This is a genomic window from Pseudalkalibacillus sp. Hm43 (assembly GCF_051842935.1).
Lineage (GTDB): Bacteria > Bacillota > Bacilli > Bacillales > Fictibacillaceae > Pseudalkalibacillus.
This window is the reverse complement of record NZ_JBPXRR010000001.1, coordinates 2,464,012-2,478,964: the sequence shown is the minus strand read 5'-3', so window position 1 is coordinate 2,478,964 and position 14,953 is coordinate 2,464,012. Positions and strand designations below refer to the sequence as shown.

General features: G+C 43.8%; 16 protein-coding genes and 1 pseudogene. 9 read left to right on the top strand and 8 right to left on the bottom strand.

Annotation, left to right across the window (positions count from 1 at the left end):
• Positions 1–225: 225 nt before the first annotated feature.
• Entirely contained in the window at positions 226–1,731 is a 1,506-nt protein-coding gene (locus ACSVDE_RS13075; protein ID WP_439301311.1) for a sodium-dependent transporter, read from the top strand.
• Between the two features lies 1 nt (position 1,732).
• Positions 1,733–1,843, top strand: a complete 111-nt coding sequence (locus tag ACSVDE_RS13070) for a MetS family NSS transporter small subunit (RefSeq protein WP_226547067.1) — start codon at positions 1,733–1,735, stop codon at positions 1,841–1,843.
• A 27-nt stretch (positions 1,844–1,870) separates the two neighbouring features.
• Here the strand turns inward: ACSVDE_RS13070 and ACSVDE_RS13065 are convergent, their stop codons facing one another.
• The gene (locus tag ACSVDE_RS13065; protein ID WP_439301310.1) at positions 1,871–2,863 is read right to left on the bottom strand and encodes a M23 family metallopeptidase; all 993 of its coding nucleotides are present in this window, start codon (positions 2,861–2,863) and stop codon (positions 1,871–1,873) included.
• A 279-nt stretch (positions 2,864–3,142) separates the two neighbouring features.
• On the opposite strand from ACSVDE_RS13065, the gene lipA reads away from it, so the two are divergent.
• Positions 3,143–4,042 carry a lipoyl synthase gene (lipA, locus tag ACSVDE_RS13060; RefSeq protein WP_439301309.1) on the top strand — a complete coding sequence of 300 codons (900 nt, stop codon included), beginning with the start codon at positions 3,143–3,145 and terminating at the stop codon, positions 4,040–4,042.
• A 56-nt stretch (positions 4,043–4,098) separates the two neighbouring features.
• Here lipA and ACSVDE_RS13055 read toward each other — a convergent pair whose 3' ends face one another.
• The gene (locus tag ACSVDE_RS13055) at positions 4,099–4,734 is read right to left on the bottom strand and encodes a YhcN/YlaJ family sporulation lipoprotein (protein ID WP_439301308.1); all 636 of its coding nucleotides are present in this window, start codon (positions 4,732–4,734) and stop codon (positions 4,099–4,101) included.
• A gap of 116 nt (positions 4,735–4,850) precedes the next feature.
• On the opposite strand from ACSVDE_RS13055, the pseudogene ACSVDE_RS13050 reads away from it, so the two are divergent.
• Positions 4,851–5,120 (top strand): annotated as a pseudogene (locus ACSVDE_RS13050) (YutD family protein); the annotation flags it as partial.
• 136 nt (positions 5,121–5,256) lie between these two features.
• Here the strand turns inward: ACSVDE_RS13050 and ACSVDE_RS13045 are convergent.
• The 3 genes from ACSVDE_RS13045 to glpX form a co-directional block, all read right to left on the bottom strand.
• Entirely contained in the window at positions 5,257–5,484 is a 228-nt protein-coding gene (locus ACSVDE_RS13045; protein WP_439302001.1) for a cytosolic protein, read from the bottom strand.
• 389 nt (positions 5,485–5,873) lie between these two features.
• Positions 5,874–6,146, bottom strand: coding sequence for a DUF3055 domain-containing protein (locus ACSVDE_RS13040; protein WP_439301307.1), 273 nt, complete (start codon positions 6,144–6,146; stop codon positions 5,874–5,876).
• An 11-nt stretch (positions 6,147–6,157) separates the two neighbouring features.
• Positions 6,158–7,126: a class II fructose-bisphosphatase gene (gene glpX, locus ACSVDE_RS13035; protein WP_439301306.1), complete on the bottom strand. Its 969-nt coding sequence runs from the start codon at positions 7,124–7,126 to the stop codon at positions 6,158–6,160.
• 196 nt (positions 7,127–7,322) lie between these two features.
• Between glpX and ACSVDE_RS13030 the strand changes: the two genes are divergently transcribed.
• From ACSVDE_RS13030 to ACSVDE_RS13020, 3 genes are all read left to right on the top strand, one after another.
• Positions 7,323–8,603 (top strand): EAL domain-containing protein, encoded by a 1,281-nt coding sequence (locus ACSVDE_RS13030; RefSeq protein WP_439301305.1) that lies wholly within the window; start codon positions 7,323–7,325, stop codon positions 8,601–8,603.
• Between the two features lie 27 nt (positions 8,604–8,630).
• Positions 8,631–9,077: a DUF86 domain-containing protein gene (locus ACSVDE_RS13025; RefSeq protein WP_439301304.1), complete on the top strand. Its 447-nt coding sequence runs from the start codon at positions 8,631–8,633 to the stop codon at positions 9,075–9,077.
• A gap of 111 nt (positions 9,078–9,188) precedes the next feature.
• Entirely contained in the window at positions 9,189–9,959 is a 771-nt protein-coding gene (locus ACSVDE_RS13020; RefSeq protein WP_439301303.1) for a TIGR01457 family HAD-type hydrolase, read from the top strand.
• 24 nt (positions 9,960–9,983) lie between these two features.
• Here ACSVDE_RS13020 and ACSVDE_RS13015 read toward each other — a convergent pair whose 3' ends face one another.
• Positions 9,984–10,493: a phosphatidylglycerophosphatase A family protein gene (locus ACSVDE_RS13015; protein ID WP_439301302.1), complete on the bottom strand. Its 510-nt coding sequence runs from the start codon at positions 10,491–10,493 to the stop codon at positions 9,984–9,986.
• 165 nt (positions 10,494–10,658) lie between these two features.
• On the opposite strand from ACSVDE_RS13015, the gene yutH reads away from it, so the two are divergent.
• Positions 10,659–11,678 (top strand): spore coat putative kinase YutH, encoded by a 1,020-nt coding sequence (gene yutH / locus ACSVDE_RS13010; protein WP_439301301.1) that lies wholly within the window; start codon positions 10,659–10,661, stop codon positions 11,676–11,678.
• 111 nt (positions 11,679–11,789) lie between these two features.
• Positions 11,790–12,761 carry a 2-hydroxyacid dehydrogenase gene (locus tag ACSVDE_RS13005; RefSeq protein ID WP_439301300.1) on the top strand — a complete coding sequence of 324 codons (972 nt, stop codon included), beginning with the start codon at positions 11,790–11,792 and terminating at the stop codon, positions 12,759–12,761.
• A 57-nt stretch (positions 12,762–12,818) separates the two neighbouring features.
• Here the strand turns inward: ACSVDE_RS13005 and ACSVDE_RS13000 are convergent, their stop codons facing one another.
• Together ACSVDE_RS13000 and ACSVDE_RS12995 are read right to left on the bottom strand one after the other, a co-directional pair.
• On the bottom strand, positions 12,819–13,040 hold the full coding sequence (locus ACSVDE_RS13000) for a NifU family protein (protein WP_221566648.1): 222 nt from the start codon (positions 13,038–13,040) through the stop codon (positions 12,819–12,821).
• Positions 13,041–13,278: 238 nt separating this feature from the next.
• Entirely contained in the window at positions 13,279–14,919 is a 1,641-nt protein-coding gene (locus tag ACSVDE_RS12995) for an FAD-dependent oxidoreductase (RefSeq protein ID WP_439301299.1), read from the bottom strand.
• Between the last annotated feature and the right edge of the window lie 34 nt (positions 14,920–14,953).

Genomic DNA, 14,953 nt, shown 5'->3' with positions numbered 1-14,953 from the left:
ACCTAACATTAATTTCTGGTTCATATTATAGAAAACCAAAAATGTGTAGTATTTTCATACTAAAATTTGGTTCTTTTAATGTAGATAGATATCACTAATTTTTTTGAAAATTCTTTGACATGCCCTATGTGAATCGATATACTTATAGACGAAATAGTCAGAAAAAACTAAAGTTTTACATTAATCGCTTTAGTGTAAAAATTTCAGGAGAATGGGGGAGCATTCATGGACAACAGAGCACAGTGGGGAACAAGAGCAGGCTTTATTCTGGCTGCGGTCGGATCTGCAATTGGCCTCGGAAACATCTGGCGTTTCCCGTATATCGCCTATGCAGATGGTGGTGGGGCATTTTTCCTACCTTATTTGATCGCTTTGCTTACAGCAGGTATTCCAATCTTGATTCTTGAATTCACAATGGGACACAAGTATCGTGGTTCATCACCATTGACTTTTGCACGTGTCAGCAAAAAGGCCGAATGGCTAGGTTGGTGGCAAGTTCTTATTTCATTCGTTATTTCTACGTATTATGCCGTAATCATCGGTTGGGCGTTAGCCTACGCATTCTTCTCTTTCAAGCTTTCTTGGGGAGACGATACAGGCGGATTCTTGATGGGAGACTATCTGGGAGCTGCAGATACGGAGATTGGTACACTCGGTGGAATCGTACCGAATGTTTTCATTCCATTAATTATTGTTTGGGTCATCACACTTGGCGTTTTGTTTAAAGGTGTCAAGAAGGGGATTGAAGCTGCGAATAGAATTTTCATTCCAGCTCTTGTCGTACTATTCATGATCATCGTCGTCCGTGCTCTGACATTGGACGGAGCAGAAATCGGACTGAATGCATTATTCAAGCCGGATTGGAGCAGAATCGGTGATTCGAAAGTCTGGATTGACGCCTACGGGCAGATTTTCTTCAGTCTTTCCATTGCTTTCGCGATCATGATTACGTACTCCAGTTATTTGCCGAAAAAATCGGATTTGACGAACAACGCGTTCATCACTGGTTTCAGTAACTCCAGTTTCGAGTTGCTTGCCGGGATCGGGGTATTCAGTGCCCTTGGATTCATGGCTAAAGCATCAGGTGTAGACATCAGTGAAGTTGCGGCAGATGGCGTTGGACTAGCATTCGCTGTTTTCCCGGCGATCATCAATGAAATGCCGGCATTCAATGAAGTGTTTGGATTCCTGTTCTTTACATCACTTGTTCTTGCGGGATTATCATCACTCGTATCAATCAGTGAAACATATATTGCCGCTTTCCAGGACAAGTTCAACATTTCTCGTACGAAAGCCGTTGCGATTGGTGGAGGACTATCCGCATTGATTTCCATCTTATACGCAACGAAAGGCGGACTTTATCTATTGGATGTTGTTGACCACTTCGTACTATCCATGGGTGTCGGCTTATCCGGACTTGTTGAGGTCATCTTGATTGCATGGGTATTCCGTAAGGTCAAATCTCTTCAAGGACACGCGAACGAATTATCAGATATCCGTCTAGGCAGCTGGTGGGTGATCTGTTTGACAGTCATTACTCCACTACTACTCGGATTCATGATGATCAAGAACGTTTATACAGACATCATCCAACCATATGGGGGTTACCCTGTTTCCTTCCTCGTCACTTATGGTTGGGTAGCACTAGGATTGACCCTTGTCGCTGGATTCTTATTTGCAGCCCGTCGTTGGAATAATGATGTGGATGCTCACAATAAGGAGGTAAGCTAATATGGAAGGTTCAGCTATTGTCATGTTCATTATTGGCGCGGTCATTATCTGGGGTGGACTTGCTCTTAGTATTGGCAACGCCGTGAAAGTTGCAAAACAAAATAAGAAATAAAGAAAAAGGATGAGCTGGTTAGTCAGCTCATCTTTTTTTACTTTTGATACGGTCTTGTCTTTCCCATGCTTTCAAATACGGATATGGATCAAAAGACCATTCGTTATAGCCGTTATCTCGGTACATTCCATAATGGAGATGGGGTGGGAATTTCCCTTGGGTACCTGGTGGTCCATAACCGGAACTGCCTACATATCCGATGATTTGACCAGGTTTTACAACCGATCCTTTACCGATGCCCTTCTCGAATCCATTCAAATGGGCGAAATAATGATAAACATTATTCAAATCACGAATACCGATTCGCCAGCCACCAAATCGATTCCAGCCTTTCATTTCCACAATTCCATAAGTCGTCGCTCGGACAGGAACACCATAGTTCGCAAAAATGTCTGTCCCTTCATGGATCCGTAGACCACCAAATCCGCGTCGGTCGCCCCATGTATTCCGGTAGCTGTAATTGGAGCGTATCGGCACCGGAAAAGCACGATCATGAAGACTGAGCGTTTGGAATTCCTTATAGACTTTTGAGATGCCCATGATGATGTCTACAGTTTTGTCCCTTTGATAATAATCCCATAGGCCGATTTTGATGTTTTCTTCATCAAAACCATACGACTGCAGGTAATTCGCAAATGTGTATAACAAATCTTCATCATTGTTACGATCTGCAATCCCATCATTGTTGCCATCCAAACCGATACCTCCAAACAGAGATATAGTGGATGCGTTTTTATCATCCAAATTAGGATTCAATGGTCCTACCCACTGGATTGGGGAGTAGTAGATGCCAATCAATCCTTCCTCCTCGGGGAGGTCCCTTTGAGCGCGTCGGATGGACCGTTCATATTGATCGACAGAAGCTAGGTAATACCAGGGGATGGAAGTTAACGCCTCCATTTTATGATAAAGGGCGTACCTGGCTACATCTTCTTTCTGGTATGTGGTCTTTGCATGGGTTTCTTCAATACATATGCCAAATCCTATAATGAAAATGATGGTGAGTACGAGTTTTTTCATACAGGGAATTCAGTCCTTTCCTGTATCATTTGCACGTCAGAATAGGTGCAATCAGGGTTCAATCTTCGCAATGCTCGACATTACCAAGTTTTTTATCATAATGTTAGTTTGTATTGAATGAGGCAAATGATGATTCTCAAATGTTGGAAAAGTTGCTTGTTAGTGCAGATGATGGAACTTGTTTGCGCAATATGATACAGTAATAAAGAATTGGATTACCGCATGGGAGTAGTAGGAACTTCATGCCGGTAATACGAATCCAACGATGGAGTGAGTAAGATGGCAAAAAAGGAAGAACACATCCGTAAGCCTGAGTGGCTGAAGATCAAATTAAATACAAACGATAACTATACAGGCCTCAAGAAGATGATGCGTGAGAACAATCTACATACCGTGTGTGAAGAGGCGCGTTGTCCGAATATCCATGAATGCTGGGCAGAACGTAAGACTGCTACATTCATGATTCTTGGTGATGTATGTACTCGTGCTTGTCGTTTCTGTGCAGTCAAGACAGGATTGCCGAACGAACTGGACCTTAAAGAACCTGAACGTGTAGCAGATTCAGTACGACTGATGGGACTTAAGCACGCAGTTATTACTGCAGTTGCTCGTGACGATTTGAAAGACGGTGGATCTGGTGTCTATGCAGAAACAGTCCGTGCTGTTCGACGTGCGAATCCATTCTGTACAGTTGAAGTATTGCCTTCTGACATGATGGGGAAATATGAGAACTTGAAAACATTGATGGATGCTCGTCCAGACATCCTGAACCATAATATTGAAACGGTTGAGCGTTTGACGCCAAGAGTCCGTGCTCGTGCAAAATACGACCGTTCATTGGAATTCCTACGTCGTGCGAAGGAAATGCAGCCTGACATTCCGACTAAATCAAGCATCATGGTAGGTCTTGGGGAAACGAAGGAAGAGATCATTCAAACGATGGACGATCTTCGTGCGAACGATGTTGATATCATGACGATTGGTCAATACCTGCAACCTACGAAAAAGCATTTGAAGGTTCAGAAGTATTATCACCCAGATGAGTTTGAAGAATTGAGAGAGATCGCAATGTCCAAAGGATTCAGTCACTGTGAAGCTGGACCATTGGTACGTTCTTCTTATCACGCAGATGAGCAAGTAAATGCGGCATCTAAGCAACGACAACAAGGTGCTCAATAATAAAGCGAAAGGTTGAACCGGATTGACGGTTCAACCTTTTTTTTAGAAATCAACTATCACTTCATTTTCCCTTTTTGGTTACGGATTCCCATATCCATATCTTCTTGTCCTTCTTCGCCTTCATATCCGCTCATTTTTTCACCTTGAGGGGATTTTTTCATTTCCATGACAAGGCTGTCGATGCTGTTTTTTACGTGTAGAGTTGTTTCATCCAAATTCTTATAACGTTCAATGTATTCAAAAAGAGTGGTATCATCGGATACATAGACCTTGAACCAACGTGGTACGACAGAGAGGGCATTTTTCTTGACCATGTCCGCTGTTTTATTGCGTTCGTCCGTTTTGGCCTCATAGACAATAAGTACTTTATCACTTGTAACGAGTGTTGCTGTATCTTTGATCTGCGGGGATTGCATGATCATACTGGAAATCATATCGGATAGCTGTTTCTTATCGATTTGAGGTGCTTGGGCCAATGGACGTCTCTCGTCACTTGGGCTTTGGATACGGGTATAGCCGAAATCATTCTTGGCATCTGCAGGTGTTTTTCCTGGAGTTCCAGCTCGATCCCGAGCATCCATGGTTGCATTCAGCCCATTCCCGTTCGCGCCATCATAATCTCCTTTATCCATACCGCATGCAGGAAGGATTAGAAGGGTACATGTCAATCCAGCAATGATGAAATTTTTCAAGTTCATTCACCTCCTATGTATAGAATCTGCTGGATATGGAGTGGTTATACAGAGAGAACGTAGGCAATGAAACGGAAAACATGGTAAAATAGGAAGTGTGAAATGGAGTGATGAAATTGGTTTGCGTAAATGGGAACCATTATGAAGTCATAGAGGATTTTCGGGATGGGTGGAATGAGGAAGAATTTACATCTCGATACAGTGAAATCTTACATAAATATGATTACATTGTAGGCGATTGGGGATACAATCAATTGCGCCTCCGAGGTTTTTTCGAAGATCAGCATGATAAAGCCAATCACGAAACGAAGATCAGTGCGGCTCCGGAATATCTACTGGAATTCTGTAATTTCGGCTGTGCTTATTTCATCGTGAAAAAAGTGAAGGGCAAAGGACAGAATAAAGAATCGAACTCATCCTCTAAAAAGCAAAAAGAAAAAGTTGCTCATAAATCAGAAAAAGGGAGCTGACTCTAAAGTCAGTCCCTTTTATTTTTGATCAGGAGCGCTTTGTGATTGCCGCTTAACTTAGGCCGTATGGTGGCTCTTCATTGCGGTCTGGATCATCGTGAGTTGGGTGGGCACCCGGAAATTGTCGCGGAATATCTTGATGAAGATTTTTGAACTCATAGTTGAAGGCACTATAGTATCGCTGATCTTCATCAAACGGCGTCGATTTACCAAGGGAACGGTTTACTGGAGAGCCATAAGGACCCTCTGGCAAATCCTCTGGTAAAACGTACCGGTGCATCGTCTCGACATTTGAGAAATCCGTATACTGCTCGGCTTCTTTTCGATACCCATTATAACCTCTTGCCAAAGGACACCACTCCTTCTCGGCATTTGGATAGGGATGTTCCTATCCATTTTTAGATTGCCCAGAACGAATGGTGCTTACAGTAGCAAAAGCTTACCATTATGTTTACAGATATAGGGATATTGGTGTGATGGGTCCTCAATATTGAGATAAAAGGACATTTTAATGTCCTCCAAATTGAGTGAAACGGAAAATGAGGGACAGAAAACAGCTCTTAGTGTCCTCCAAATCGGGGAAACCATGAAATGGAGGACAGAAAGCACCTTTAAATGACCTACATATAAAAAAATGAAGGACTCATGGTCAACATGAGTCCTTTCCTATTAGGATAATATTTCTTCTGCTAAAAACTCGCGCAGTTCTTGTGCGTCCTCTTCATTCAAGCTGAAGGCGTGTTCGATATAGCCTTCTTCTTCCAAATCGTCTGGGCCGATTATGGCGAACTTACCACCTTGAATATCGAGTACAAGTGGTTTTCCGTAATGACGGTCCGTCTTCGTAATCGCAAGGTCGAAGCGTTGATTCTCCCCCATGAAGCTGACGAAGCGGGTTTTGGTTTCTTCTGTATCATCGTATAGATAAAAACGTTCAGTCATATCGTTTCCTCCTATTCCATCACTAAGTTCGGTTTATGACCTAGATGGTGCTGTGCTTTTATGGAGCGGATCGTTTTCGTCTTCGCTCTCATGACGATCGAATCGGTTTCAACCTGGTCACCGGATAAGAATCTGACCCCTTCCAACAGCTCACCGCTGCTCACTCCTGTGGCAGCAAAGATCGCGTCATCTCCACGGACAAGGTCATCCAGGTGTAGAAGCTGTGAAGGATCTTCGAGACCCATGCGGATGCAACGTTCACGTTCGGCATCGTTATCAGGTACGAGCCTCGCTTGCATTTCACCACCGAGACATTTGATGGCTGCTGCTGAAATGACACCTTCAGGAGCGCCACCTTTTCCGACGAATAGATCAATCCCTGTGTTCGGCATGGCAGCGGCAATCGCAGCTCCGACATCACCATCTCCAAATAGTTTAACACGTGCGCCTTTTTCACGGATACGTCGGACTAGGTCTTCGTGTCTCGGGCGTTCCTGGATGATCACCGTTAGGTCATGCATTCGTTTGTTGTTCGCCTCTGCAACGATATCCATCGTTTTTTCAATCGGATCGAGGAGACTCACTTTTCCGGCAGCCGCTTTACCGACGACAAGCTTATCCATGTACATGTCCGGTGCGTGCAGTAGGCTTCCACGGTCAGCGATGGCGATGACTGCCATTGCATTCGGGTGTCCTTTCGCTACAATATTCGTTCCCTCTAACGGATCGACGGCGATATCCACTTCCGGACCATGGCCAGTGCCAAGCTCTTCACCGATATAAAGCATCGGTGCTTCATCCAGTTCACCTTCCCCGATTACGACAGTACCTTTCATATTGACGGAATCGAACATGGCTCTCATGGCTGTTGTTGCTGCATGATCTGCCTCATTTTTCAAACCTCTACCCATCCATTGAGCTGATGCAAGTGCTGCAGATTCTGTCACCCTTACGATTTCTAAAGCTAATTCACGATCCATCCTCTTCCCCCTTAGTGTAAAATATCCTGAAATGTTCTATACTAAATCAGCTGAAAGAACGATTTGTATGACATTAAGCTTCCTTTATGATAACAGGAAATGTCGAATATAAAAATATTTCAATGATAGTGGGAATTTTCAAATATATATATGGTACAATAGTAGCACATTACGATCACTTCGAGGTGATTATTGAGTGAACGATCAACTGAAAGATTTGCTTCTGTTATGTAAGCACCTTTTTTCGACAAATCAAAGCCTTCGATTCTTTCCTCCACATTTCTGGGTGAGGAATCCAGTCAAGCCGATTTTGAGGGAAGTGTATCGACGAAATAAGACGACTGCAGTGATTGTTTTTGATGTGCAAACCTATAAACACCAGATCGAACAATTCGGTCGTGTATATGTGGAGCAGTTTGAAAAGGATGTTCGACATCATTTCAAAAAAGCGGTTTGTGAAATCGTCGAGGACAAAGAGATTCTTTTTTTACAGCAATATTGGGGAGATGACATCGTCCTATGTCTTTCATTGGAAAAAGAACAAAATGCGATCAGTCAAATCGAATACTACATAGATGAAATCAAGAAAAACATCAATACCCATTTCTTTGCGTATAACGAAGAGGATCAGGATAGCTTTTTGACAGGGTACATGGTGATGGACGCGCAATCGGATAGCCCGTTCCATTCTTTTTTGAGTGCCTATCAGAAAGCGCTCGTCATGGCGAAAAAAGGCCTCGGTGGCAAGTACAATCTGATGGTCCACGAAATCAAAGACATCATCAAGCGCGAGAACATCACCCTGTATTCGCAGCCGATTTTGGATATCGATGTGATGGAGGTTTCCGCTTGGGAAGTGTTGACTCGTGGCCCGGAAGGCACGATTTATGAAAATCCGTTACAGCTTTTTACGATGGCACGCCAAACGAACATGTTATATCCATTAGAGCTTCTCGTCGTGAAAAAAGCACTCCGCCAGATGAGAGGGCAAGAGACGCTCTTCATCAACGTTACGCCGATGACGATTGCACACGAACATTTCGTCGAGGACGTGAATGCGATTTTGGAAGAGTATCCTGAAGTCGATCCTTCTCGAATCGTGTTTGAGATTACTGAGCGAGAATCGATTGACCGCTACCCACACATCCGCACAACTATCGAAGGATTGAGGCAGAGGAAAATCCGTATTGCTCTTGATGATACTGGGGCAGGATATGCAAGTTTGAATTCGATTTCTTTCCTCCATCCTGATATTATAAAAGTGGACCGTTCATTGATTGAAAACATCAATGGAAACAAACTGAAGGAATCGATGCTACAAGGGCTTTTGCATATTGCGAAGGAAGCCAATGCCCTCGTTGTGGCAGAAGGGATTGAAACGGCAGAAGAAGCGTCCGTTATGAAACGGAACGGTGTACATATGGTGCAGGGCTTCTTCTACGCGCGACCTAGATTGATTCCGACTCCATCTTTATAACGTTGTAAAAAAGTCAGGTGAAAAGAGATGTACTTTGTAGATCGAAAGAAAATTGAAGAATTGCTTACGTTTTTGGAAGATTGCATGGCAACGCTCGAAAAAGAGGCGTTCAAAGACACAAAAAAAGACAACTTCGCTTTAGAGCGGATTGCCCATATGACGGTTGAATCCATACTGGATGTTGGGAACAAGATGATTGACGGATTTATCATGCGAGATCCAGGAAGCTACGAAGATATTATCGATATTTTGGACGATGAAAAAGTCGTGACCCAGGATGATGCTGTCCAGCTGAAGAAAGTAATCGGTTTGCGAAAGCAATTGGTGCAAACGTACACCGAGGTGGATCACGGGGAACTGCTTGATGTTCTTCAAACGAACCTGTCCTCTCTTCAAACGTTTCCTCAACAAATCCGTACGTATTTGACGGATGAACTCGGACCGGTGTCCGCCTTTTTACCGGATGACAATTAGGATTATTTAACACGAAAAGCTGCCTGAAACAGGCGGCTTTTTCCTTTGCGTTAATCGAGGAGGACTTGTGGTATCCTACAAATAGATGAAAACAGGAGGAAGAGACAAACCATGAAATATGAAGGTTATCTGATTGACTTGGATGGAACGATGTACCGGGGGAAGGAGCAGATCGACGAGGCGGTCGAATTCGTAAAGGGTCTCAAAAGCGCTGGAATTCCTTATCTGTTCGTCACGAACAACTCTGCAAATACACCTGAACAGGTGACTGAACGGCTGCAAAAGTTCGGAGTACCTGCCTCTCCGGAACACGTATTCACTTCATCAATGGCGACAGCCGCCTACATAGAAAGAAAACGCAAATCAGCCAGAGTCTTTATGATTGGTGAGCTTGGTCTGCAACATGCCTTAGAGAGCAGCGGTTTTGAAGTGGTTGATGATGAAAATGTCGATTATGTCGTTATGGGAATCGATCGAGGGCTGACTTATCAAAAGTTGGAAACGGCTTGTCTTGCGGTTCGGAAGGGAGCCACCTTATTGTCAACGAACAAAGACGTGGCATTTCCAACAGACAGAGGCTTCGTTCCAGGAAATGGCGCGCTCACTTCCGTGGTTGCAGTATCAACAGGGGTTAAACCTATTTTTATTGGAAAACCTGAGTCGATCATCATGGAGCTTGCCATGAACAAACTGAACTTACCGAAAGAAAAAGTATTGATGATCGGTGACAACTATCATACGGATATCATGGCAGGGATGAATGCTGGAATCGATACATTGTTGGTTTATACAGGTGTGACAAGAAGTGTAGAGGATATCAAGTCGAAAGAAAGACCGACTCATACGATCGATTCCTTGGACTTATGGGACATCAAACAATGAAGTAGAGTTGAAAGTGGATCAACTCTACTCCGAATTGTTAGCTCTATGGGCTAGACGACTTGAGGCTGCGGCCGCAATTGCACCGACGATGTCATCCAAGAACGTATGACATTCACCTGTCGATTTATCATTCAACTTTTTTAGGATGCCAGGTTTTAGTTTATCGATATATCCATAGTTCGTAAAACCGATCGAACCGTAAATGTTGACGATGGATAAGGCGATGACCTCATCTACGCCGTAGAGGCCTTCATCTTTTTTTAAGATTTGGAGTAGAGGTTCCTCGAGTTTATTTTGCTCAGCGAGGATGTCCAGTTGAACACCCGTCAGGATGGCGTTCTGTACTTCACGTTTCGCTAAGACACGGTCCACATTGATTTTGCACGTTTCCATGTCGAGATTTTCGTGATATTGACTTTGGAGGTAGTGGACCAATTCAGCAAGATGATCTTCTGTGACGCCTCGGTCATGTAATAACTGGCGAGCTTTCTTCTCCACTTCACTTTGTGATTCTGGTGTATTGTGTTCAGACATAAATGAGTCCCCAATCTTTGTTAGTGGATTTGGTGAGATTTGCGTTTTCTTAGTATATGGTGTTTAGGTTATGTTATGAACAAAATCAAAAATTGCGAGTAAATGATAAACACTCCACCCATTTCTTTCATAAACTACTTATAAAATGGGAGGGGAGTGTAACCATTGTTAGAACGAGAGATATATCACCATTACAATCTTTATGTAGATCGGCAGACTCGTATTGGGGGATACGAGGGGTTCAGTGCCCAGGGCCGTTACTATATCATCGTTCCGATCCTGGATGCGCATCAACAAAAAATCGAGGATATGCAGACGATCATCCGTTATCTCATGGAAAAAGGCGAAAAAGACATGCCGCTCTGGGTAGCGAACCAAAGAGGCAGATGGGTTTCTCGAGTCGAGGGGCGTGATGTTCTTCTATTCGAACTGCCACAAATGGAGCGCAAAGAACGAGGATCCATAGGGAAACAGCTTGCAGAATTCCATAGATCAGGTGAGCAATTTCCATATATAAGTGAGGAGTTGTTACGATATAACCAGTGGGTGGAATTATGGACGACCCGGTTGGACAGTCTGCAAGAACGTTACAGGGATATCAGTGTGAATGGCCCCAGGGGTGAATTCGATTTTCTTTTTTATGACTCGTTCCCGTATTATGAAGGGCTGACGGAGAATGCGATCCAGTACATCGTTGATTACGAGTATGATCGGAATGGGCAAGAGGAAGGAAGTTATACGATTACCCATGACCGGTTTTATGCAGGTTCATGGATCCCAATCAAGCAGGAGCACCATGTCTATTTGAAGCTACCAACGAACCTGGTCATTGATCATCCTGTCAGGGATGTGGCAGAATATATCCGGTACCTGGTCACGGAAAAAGCGAGATCCAATGACATTTCAACGTTCCTCGACGACTACACGCGTTCAAAGCCGCTCACACGCGGGGGATGGCGATTGTTATACGGAAGACTTCTGTTCCCGGCTACGTATTTTGATGTAGTAGAGACATACTACAAAACGTCCCGTTCCAGTGAGCAGGCAATGCTTCTGAGCAATTTGAAATATGTCTTATCGGTGGAAGAGAACCATGAATCGTTCATGAAGAACTTTTTCAAGATCAGTGCGCTTCCAAGAGAAGTCGTCAATATCGAGCCCGTTGGCTGGTTAACAAAGTCATAAGCAGGGAAGGGTGACCTTAAGAGTTGGTGTTTTAGCACACGAGAGGTGGGCTGAAATTTCCGGTCGCCCTCTTGCTATACATAGGTTTTTATCAAAAGGAGAGTGTAAAAGTTGGACAACCCATACGTTTTTATTACAAGAAAAGTTCCAGAAGAAACGATTGAACCGATCCGCCAAGTTGCTGATGTGAAGATGTGGGACTATGAAGATGAACCGGTACCGAGAGAGATCTTATTAGAAGAAGCAGCTCAAGCGACTGCACTTTATACGATGTTGTCCGATCAGATCGATCGTGAATTGCTGTCAAAAGCTCCTCACTTGAAGGTCGTCGGAAATCTGGCTGTCGGATACGATAACATAGATGTTGAAGCAGCAACAGAACACGGTGTGATCATATGTAACACGCCGGATGTATTGACGGACACCACGGCCGACTTGACATTCGCTTTGTTGATGGCGACGGCAAGGCGTTTGACAGAGGCAGAAAAATACATTGAGAAAGGATATTGGGTGAATTGGAGTCCCCTTCTCATGGCAGGACAAGATATCCACCACAAGACGATCGGTATCGTCGGAATGGGGAGAATCGGTGAAACGGTTGCCAAACGTGCGACTGGATTTGAAATGAATATTCAGTACCACAACCGTTCACGCAATGAAAAAGCAGAGCAAGAACTCGGTGCGAAGTATGTGTCCTTCGATGAGCTTGTCGAAACGTCTGACTTCGTCGTGAATCTGACACCGCTGACGTCCGAAACGGAAGGGATGTTCAATGCGGAAGTGTTCAATAATATGAAAGAGTCTGCGATATTTGTAAATGCAGGGCGTGGAGGTGCTGTCGTAGAAGCGGATCTCGTCCACGCGATTGAAGAGAAACAAATTGCAGGAGCTGGACTCGACGTTTTTGAACAAGAACCGGTTCCAGACAATCATCCGTTCTTGAAATTCCCTAATGTCGTATGCCTCCCGCATATCGGAAGTGCAAGCATTGAAACACGCATGGAAATGTGCCGTCTAACCGCTCGAAACATCCGAGCTGTGTTACAAGGGGACAAGCCTGAAGCAGTTGTGAACGGAAAATAAGCTACAAAAAAAGAGCGGACGATTGTTCCGCTCTTTTCTAATATCATTTATATCGTTTTAGAATACTTGTTCTAATTCTGTTACGCCTGGCACTTCTTCAAGTAGTGCACGCTCGATTCCTGCTTTAAGCGTAATCGTTGAACTAGGGCAGCTTCCGCATGCTCCCATTAAACGAACTTTTACGATTCCGTCCTCGATGTCAACCAACTCAACATCTCCACCGTCACGAAGAAGGAATGGTCGTAATTTATCTAGAACCTCTTCGACTTGTTCACGCATTCTTATCTACCCCTTTCTATCCTTTATTATAATCATTTTTAATAAAAAATGCTATTGTTAATAGCTGATAATTCTTTGTTTTTATCGTAGCATAATCAAAATTCCTTCGAAAGAGCCATTTTTCATGGTAAAAAAGCGAGTAAAGCATACCCGATCAGCATGACGAATTCATTCTCAATTAGAGATAGCTAAATAATAATAGAAAAGCATTCCTGGTGAGAGGAATGCTTTGTTTGGTTTAATTGGAGTGGTATTTGTACATCCATAGGATTCCGGATTTCAATAGGCGTGGCACTCGTCCGGTCAATGCTGTTCCTTTCATCATTCCGAATCCGTGCTTTTTACCGAGGGAGCCGAGAACACCTTTCAGCTTGATTTTCTGAAGATCTCCGAGTGGCTCATCCTTCCAAAGCTTGAGCAAGACTTCAACGATTTGATCGCCTTGACCTTCTGCAAGCTGTGCACTAGGTGCGTGTGGCAGGCTCGCGCAATCTCCAACGACAAACACATGCTTGTCATTCGGAAGGTGATGATGAGGGGATAACACGATACGTCCTGACTCATCCTTTTCCACATCCATATTACGGACGATCCGGTTCGGCTGGATTCCTGCAGTCCACACGATCGCGTCGCACTCAACCGGCTCATCTTTATTGTAGAGAATATTTGGCTCCACTTTAGTGATGTTGGAGTGGTTGACGACTTCTACACCATGGTCGATGAACCATTTTTGAACATAGTTGCTTAAGCGTTTCGGGAACGTAGAAAGGATCGTTTCCCCGCGATCGAACAATTTGATGGTGAGATCCGGACGGCTTTCCCGAAGTTCACTTGCAAGTTCGACACCGCTCAGTCCGCCACCGACGACGCCTACAACTGCTTTTGGCGGCAGGTTGTTTAAGTGTTGGTAAGTTTCACGGGACTTGTCGATCGTCTGTATGCTGAGTGTATTTTCAGGAGCACCCGGTACTCCGTGATATTTATCTTCACAGCCTAATCCGATGATCAGATCGTCGTAATCAATCGACTCTTCTTTTTCAAAATGGATGGCTTTGTTCTCCAAATCGATTTCTGAGACTTCTCCATATTTGACGATGACACGAGAATCTTCCGGGAACTGTACACGAATATGGTGATCGGATACGGTTCCAGCTGCCAATGCATAATACTCTGTCTTCAAGCAATGATATGGAAGTCGATCCACCAGGGTGATTTGAATGTCTTCAGGAAGGTCAGATGAATCCAACAATCCGTGTAAAATCTTCATTCCACCGTATCCAGCACCTAAGATGACCAGCTTTTTCATTCCAGCATTTCCCCTTTTTTCTTGAAATCCTTGTATACTTAATTCCATTAATGTCATGACACGTCGTATGAGCGATTCCTTGGTGTCGGTCTTGGAAGAAGTCGATAAGACATAATGGAAATGACTGTTGCAAATATGTGCACATGTATTCAGATCCATCTGTGCACGTATTTCTCCTCTAATGCTCGCTCTTTCCAGAATCAGCATCCAACATTCGATTAAAGGGCTTTCGTCGCGGATGACAGTTCCCCATAAGTCTTTAGTGAAGTCGGAATCGAGATCATAATAAGTCAACAGATGACCGATCATCACTTCCATTTGTTTATGGAAAGGCTGGGATAATATATACCCTTTACCGAGAAAAATACTCAGTGTATGTAGCCTTTCTTTGGCAAAATGTTGCATGAGGTCTTCTTTAGTAGGGAAATAATTAAAAAACGTCCCTTTTGCGATGTTCGCTCGCTCTGTGATTTCTTTGACACTTGTATGGGCATATCCTTTTTCGTAAAAGAGATCGAGTGCTGCTTTTATGATGCTTTCTTCTGTAAAATTGCGTTTCTTGCTACGGGTCATTTTTGCAGCAACTCCTTTTATGACCGTGGTCATT

What these genes read in the sequence shown, in the direction of transcription:
- ACSVDE_RS13075 (WP_439301311.1), top strand. Translation starts at nt 226, where the DNA reads ATGGACAACAGAGCACAGTGGGGAACAAGAGCAGGCTTTATTCTGGCT.
- ACSVDE_RS13070 (WP_226547067.1), top strand. Translation starts at nt 1,733, where the DNA reads ATGGAAGGTTCAGCTATTGTCATGTTCATTATTGGCGCGGTCATTATC.
- ACSVDE_RS13065 (WP_439301310.1), bottom strand. Translation starts at nt 2,863, where the DNA reads ATGAAAAAACTCGTACTCACCATCATTTTCATTATAGGATTTGGCATA.
- lipA (WP_439301309.1), top strand. Translation starts at nt 3,143, where the DNA reads ATGGCAAAAAAGGAAGAACACATCCGTAAGCCTGAGTGGCTGAAGATC.
- ACSVDE_RS13045 (WP_439302001.1), bottom strand. Translation starts at nt 5,484, where the DNA reads ATGCACCGGTACGTTTTACCAGAGGATTTGCCAGAGGGTCCTTATGGC.
- ACSVDE_RS13040 (WP_439301307.1), bottom strand. Translation starts at nt 6,146, where the DNA reads ATGACTGAACGTTTTTATCTATACGATGATACAGAAGAAACCAAAACC.
- glpX (WP_439301306.1), bottom strand. Translation starts at nt 7,126, where the DNA reads ATGGATCGTGAATTAGCTTTAGAAATCGTAAGGGTGACAGAATCTGCA.
- ACSVDE_RS13025 (WP_439301304.1), top strand. Translation starts at nt 8,631, where the DNA reads ATGTACTTTGTAGATCGAAAGAAAATTGAAGAATTGCTTACGTTTTTG.
- ACSVDE_RS13020 (WP_439301303.1), top strand. Translation starts at nt 9,189, where the DNA reads ATGAAATATGAAGGTTATCTGATTGACTTGGATGGAACGATGTACCGG.
- ACSVDE_RS13015 (WP_439301302.1), bottom strand. Translation starts at nt 10,493, where the DNA reads ATGTCTGAACACAATACACCAGAATCACAAAGTGAAGTGGAGAAGAAA.
- ACSVDE_RS13000 (WP_221566648.1), bottom strand. Translation starts at nt 13,040, where the DNA reads ATGCGTGAACAAGTCGAAGAGGTTCTAGATAAATTACGACCATTCCTT.
- ACSVDE_RS12995 (WP_439301299.1), bottom strand. Translation starts at nt 14,919, where the DNA reads ATGACCCGTAGCAAGAAACGCAATTTTACAGAAGAAAGCATCATAAAA.